General features: G+C 32.2%; 6 protein-coding genes. 2 read left to right on the forward strand and 4 right to left on the reverse strand.

Annotated elements, in window-relative coordinates; genetic code table 11:
• The first annotated feature begins 358 nt into the window (after window positions 1-358).
• Window positions 359-1,036 (forward strand): DsbA family protein, encoded by a 678-nt coding sequence (locus QZU83_RS10475; RefSeq protein ID WP_295611930.1) that lies wholly within the window; start codon window positions 359-361, stop codon window positions 1,034-1,036.
• A gap of 20 nt (window positions 1,037-1,056) precedes the next feature.
• Here QZU83_RS10475 and QZU83_RS10480 read toward each other — a convergent pair whose 3' ends face one another.
• Together QZU83_RS10480 and QZU83_RS10485 are read right to left on the reverse strand one after the other, a co-directional pair.
• Window positions 1,057-1,368, reverse strand: coding sequence for a hypothetical protein (locus QZU83_RS10480; RefSeq protein ID WP_295611931.1), 312 nt, complete (start codon window positions 1,366-1,368; stop codon window positions 1,057-1,059).
• Window positions 1,343-1,858 carry a hypothetical protein gene (locus tag QZU83_RS10485; protein ID WP_295611932.1) on the reverse strand — a complete coding sequence of 172 codons (516 nt, stop codon included), beginning with the start codon at window positions 1,856-1,858 and terminating at the stop codon, window positions 1,343-1,345. The genes QZU83_RS10480 and QZU83_RS10485 overlap by 26 nt, the downstream gene beginning before the upstream one ends.
• A gap of 274 nt (window positions 1,859-2,132) precedes the next feature.
• On the opposite strand from QZU83_RS10485, the gene QZU83_RS10490 reads away from it, so the two are divergent.
• Window positions 2,133-2,417 carry a DUF192 domain-containing protein gene (locus QZU83_RS10490; protein WP_295611933.1) on the forward strand — a complete coding sequence of 95 codons (285 nt, stop codon included), beginning with the start codon at window positions 2,133-2,135 and terminating at the stop codon, window positions 2,415-2,417.
• Here QZU83_RS10490 and QZU83_RS10495 read toward each other — a convergent pair.
• A complete protein-coding gene (locus tag QZU83_RS10495) occupies window positions 2,403-3,095 on the reverse strand; it encodes a dihydromethanopterin reductase (acceptor) (protein ID WP_295611934.1) in 693 nt (230 codons plus the stop codon). The two genes, QZU83_RS10490 and QZU83_RS10495, sit on opposite strands and share 15 nt — an antisense overlap.
• 1 nt (window position 3,096) lies before the next feature.
• Window positions 3,097-4,368 (reverse strand): serine hydroxymethyltransferase, encoded by a 1,272-nt coding sequence (gene glyA / locus QZU83_RS10500; protein WP_295611935.1) that lies wholly within the window; start codon window positions 4,366-4,368, stop codon window positions 3,097-3,099.
• Between the last annotated feature and the right edge of the window lie 58 nt (window positions 4,369-4,426).

Genomic DNA, 4,426 nt, shown 5'->3' on the forward strand with positions numbered 1-4,426 from the left:
ATTTATCTGCCTCTTTTATTGGCATTTTAACTCCTCAAAAGTAATAGTTTATAATATGTATCTTTTTGTTTTAGATAATAAATAAAGGTTATTGTAATTTTTGAATATTTTGAAAATCTAAAAGATTTAAAAATAAATTAAAGGCGAAATCATGAATTAGAACAGAAGTCTTGTGAAAATCAAGCAATATTATGTTAAAAAATAATATGAAAAAAATAAAGTTGATATAAAATAATAACCTAACTAATAACATGGGATTTTATAGAAAGTACAATACGATTATTAGAACTATTGATAATTTCATTAAATTATACAAGATTTCTAAAAAAAGCAAATCTAAGAAAAAAGATGATAAAAAATGAGAATTATATATTTGATTGATTTCAACTGTCCGTATTCCTATATCGGACTTGAAAGAATTAAGAAAGCTTGCAAAAGACTTGATTTGGATGTCGAATGGGAAATGAAACCTTTCGAACTTGAACCTGAAGCAGGAAAAAGGCCTACCATAAGCATTACCGAAAGATATGCGGAAAAATATGGTCTTTCACCGGAGGAAGCATCAGAAAGAATTTCAGAAATTGAAAAGATTGCACTTGATGACGGATTAAAAATCAATTTCAAAGACATTAAGCTTACAAGCTCAAAGGATGCTCTCAGATTAACAAAATTTGTGCAAAGCAACCATCCTGAAATAACTTTAGACATTGTAGATAAAATATTTTATTCCAATTTGGTTAAAAACGAAAATATTGCAGATATAAATATTTTAGCCGATATTGCCATTTCATGCGGATTGGATGAAAGCGAAGCCCGAAAAATACTTGAAAATAATTATTACAACATAGAAGTTTTCCTTGATATGGATGAGGCTATTTCAAATGGAATCACATCAACACCATGCTTTATTTTAAATGAAAAGGAAGAAAAGCTAATAATTCCAGGAGCATTTTCAGCCGAAGAGTTTGAAGTTGCCCTTAAAGATTTTACTAATGGAAATATTAAATCCAAAACCTATGGATTTGGAACTTTATGAAAAACAGATGATAAAAAGAATTACTTAGATAATGTTTGATTAACAAAATCCAAGCTGACATTTACAATTCTTGCAATATCTTCAATTCCATATCCTTCCTTATCCAATTCAATTACAATTTCTTCAGTTTTTTCATCAACTTTCCTTTGTGCTACTCTTTGAGCATAATCCTCAACTATCTTCATATTACCACCAACCAAATTTGAAATAGTCATATTCAAAGATTCATCCACAACAAACTTATCACACAACATCAACACCACCCCCTTAACAAACTGAGCGATGTCCTTATCCAAATCAGGAACATTAGTTATAGCAACAGCAGAATTCACCACATTCCATAAAACAAATCAAGCTTATTAAGAGCAATTCCTTTTCGCTTAACTGTTGATTATTTGATATTTTAGTGTTAATCATATTTAAAAATTCATCACCGTCATAACTTTTCAGCGAATGGATGTATATCGGAAAACTTGAATCAGGATTAATTTTATAGCATTTTGTCTTTTCAGCCTCAACAGTGCTTAAGACATGCACTTCAATGTCCTTTTGGGATTTGTTTTTCAAATGGTCAAATAATGCGCTGTATAGTCTGAATCTCTTTTTGTCTGAAATGTCCACATATGTGCTTTGAAATTCAAGTATGATTATTCTGTCTTCAAGTTCAAATACCATGTCTGGCCTGTACATCTTCGAATCTATGATGCCGTATTCAGTCTGATGGACTTCAATGATTTTTCCTTCAATATTAATAATATCCATAAGTTCCTGCCCATATACTTGGCCCTGACTTTTGAATATAACATCCTCATGAAATTCCATGAAAATACTTGCCTCCTAAAAATTAATTTTTAAAATTCATTATTAATTTAAAAGAATATAAATCTTTTGTTATACAATTAAAGCAATATTATTTGTTCAAATAAAAAAAACAATAGTAAATCAATATTTACATGAAAAATCAATTTATTTGTACGGTTTTTTTACAAGGCGAATGCAAAAATAATCCCAAGCCATTAAATCTATAAATACTTAAAAACAAAAAAATAAACCCATGATTTTGAATAAAACAACCAATGAGTTAATTAATATCAAAATGACATATGCAGATAAATTTTTCAAGCGATTTAAAGGATTGATGGGAAAAAAAGATATTGACTTTGCAATATTGTTCTTAAACTTCAAAGACTCATCAATACACACACATTTTATGAGATTTGAAATTGATGTATATTTTTTAGACAAAAATAAAGTGGTATTTGAAAAAACAAGTTTAAAACCTTGGAAATTCTATAAACCTGAAAAACAAGCAAAATATATTTTAGAAACAAAAAAGGATTTGTTAAAAATAAGAATAGGAGATGAACTAGATTTTATCTAGTATTTCATCAGGAGTTTCAAATATTTGAATATTGTCAATGCTTTCCAATTTGCGGGTATTTTCAATGTCAATATCCCTCATATATATTGTAATAATTTTTCCTTCTGAAATTGCATCATATGGACATGAATTTCTGCACAATCCACAACCGATGCATTTTGTAAGGTCAATTTCTGAATGGGGGATAATGGCTCCCTGTTCACATGAAAGAGCAGCTACACAATCATCACAATCCTGACATTTAGACAGTTCAATTTTGGAAGGTAGAACTGTATCAACAGGTCCTGGGTGGATGTCTACAGGCACCATATACACGGGAACGGCACCTTTTCCGGATTGTGCAACAGCATTTGTAACCAATGTGTCAGCTATTCCATAGACAATCTTTGAAACTGTATTTGCTGTAGCTGGTGAAACTATTGTCAGGTCATATTTACCTAAAGATAGGCGACCTGTAATTGGATATGAAAATTTTTGGTTTGAATCTGTGGCTAATTCACGATATTTACCGCCTGTTAAACGTTCAACACGTTCATAAAGTCCATACATTTTTAGAACTTCTTCAGCAGCGCCTGACAAAAATATTGTGACTTCATGTTCACCGGCCAGTTTTTCGGCCAACTGAACAGATTCACGAAGTAAATGACCAGCTCCAGTAAATGCAAATGCGATTCTCATTTTAATCTAATCTGTGATATTGATAAGCTTCTCTGTCTGAAAATGCGTAATCAAGTTTTGTGTATTGGTTCATGAATTCAGCAACTTCATCAGCAATATCTTCTTTATCTACAGCTACACGTTTAATGAATTCAGCAACTTCATCCATTTCTTTTTCTTTTAAACCTCTTCTGGTAATTTCCTGAGTACCTATACGGATACCTGACGGATCATCGGAATTGTCACGGTTATCTCCAGGCAGGAGGTTTTTGTTAAGAATTACATTATTGTCTGCCAATTCTTTTGCGATATCAGAAGCGGATCTGATGTTGGTTAAGTCAACGGCAATCTGGTGGGATTTTGTGAATCCTAAGTCTTCGCATAATACATTGAATCCTCTTTCATACAATGCCTGACCTAATGCCTGTGCATTTTTAATTATTTGTTTTGCATAAGCTTCACCGAATTCCAACATTTCTGCGGTTGCAATACCTAAACCGAGCAAGTGGTGTAAATGGTGGTTACTTACAACACCAGGGAATACTGCATTGTCAATGATATGTTCATTTTCTTTGTGTGAGAGAATAATTCCTCCTTGAGGGCCAGGGAATGTCTTGTGTGTACTTCCCATCATTACATCTGCCCCTTCTTTTAAAGGTTGCTGGAATTGTCCTCCTGCAATAAGACCTAAAACGTGAGCTCCATCGTACATGATAGTAGCTCCAACCTCATCAGCTGCTTCACGAGCTTCCTTAATAGGATGAGGGAATAAGAATAAGCTTCCACCGAATAAAACTATTTTTGGTTTTTCTTCCAATATCTTTTTGTTCATTGCATCAACATCAATGTTCATGATATTTTTATCCAATGGATGGAAAACAGTCTTTAGACCATGAATACCTGCAGCACTTACATCAGCGTGGGAAATGTGTCCTCCGGACGGTACTTCCAAAGCCATTACTTTATCACCAGGTTTTGAAAAACCAAAGAAAGCTGCAAGATTTGCTGTTACTCCTGAAACTGGTTGAACATTTGCATAATCACAGTCATAGACTTCACAGGAAAGTTTTTTGGTTTTATCTTCAATCAAATCTATGTATTGACATCCTTCGTAAAGCCTTTGAAATGCCTGTCCTTCAGCATATCTGTGAGCAAAATCAGTTGCAACAGCTTCAGTTACTTCCAAACTGGTTACATTTTCAGAAGCAATCATATTAATACTGTTTCTCATATATTCAGTATGTTCTTTTGCGATTTTTTCAAAGTTTAAAATTTCGTCATGATAATTAGCCATTTACTACACCTAATATCCAATTAAATATTTATGATTTAATTTTTGTTTATCTTCTAAT

The sequence above is a fragment of the uncultured Methanobrevibacter sp. genome (assembly GCF_902771435.1).
GTDB lineage: Archaea > Methanobacteriota > Methanobacteria > Methanobacteriales > Methanobacteriaceae > Methanocatella.

Coding starts and splice junctions, on each gene's coding strand:
- QZU83_RS10475 (WP_295611930.1), top strand. CDS start 359: ATGAGAATTATATATTTGATTGATTTCAACTGTCCGTATTCCTATATC.
- QZU83_RS10485 (WP_295611932.1), bottom strand. CDS start 1,858: ATGGAATTTCATGAGGATGTTATATTCAAAAGTCAGGGCCAAGTATAT.
- QZU83_RS10490 (WP_295611933.1), top strand. CDS start 2,133: ATGACATATGCAGATAAATTTTTCAAGCGATTTAAAGGATTGATGGGA.
- QZU83_RS10495 (WP_295611934.1), bottom strand. CDS start 3,095: ATGAGAATCGCATTTGCATTTACTGGAGCTGGTCATTTACTTCGTGAA.
- glyA (WP_295611935.1), bottom strand. CDS start 4,368: ATGGCTAATTATCATGACGAAATTTTAAACTTTGAAAAAATCGCAAAA.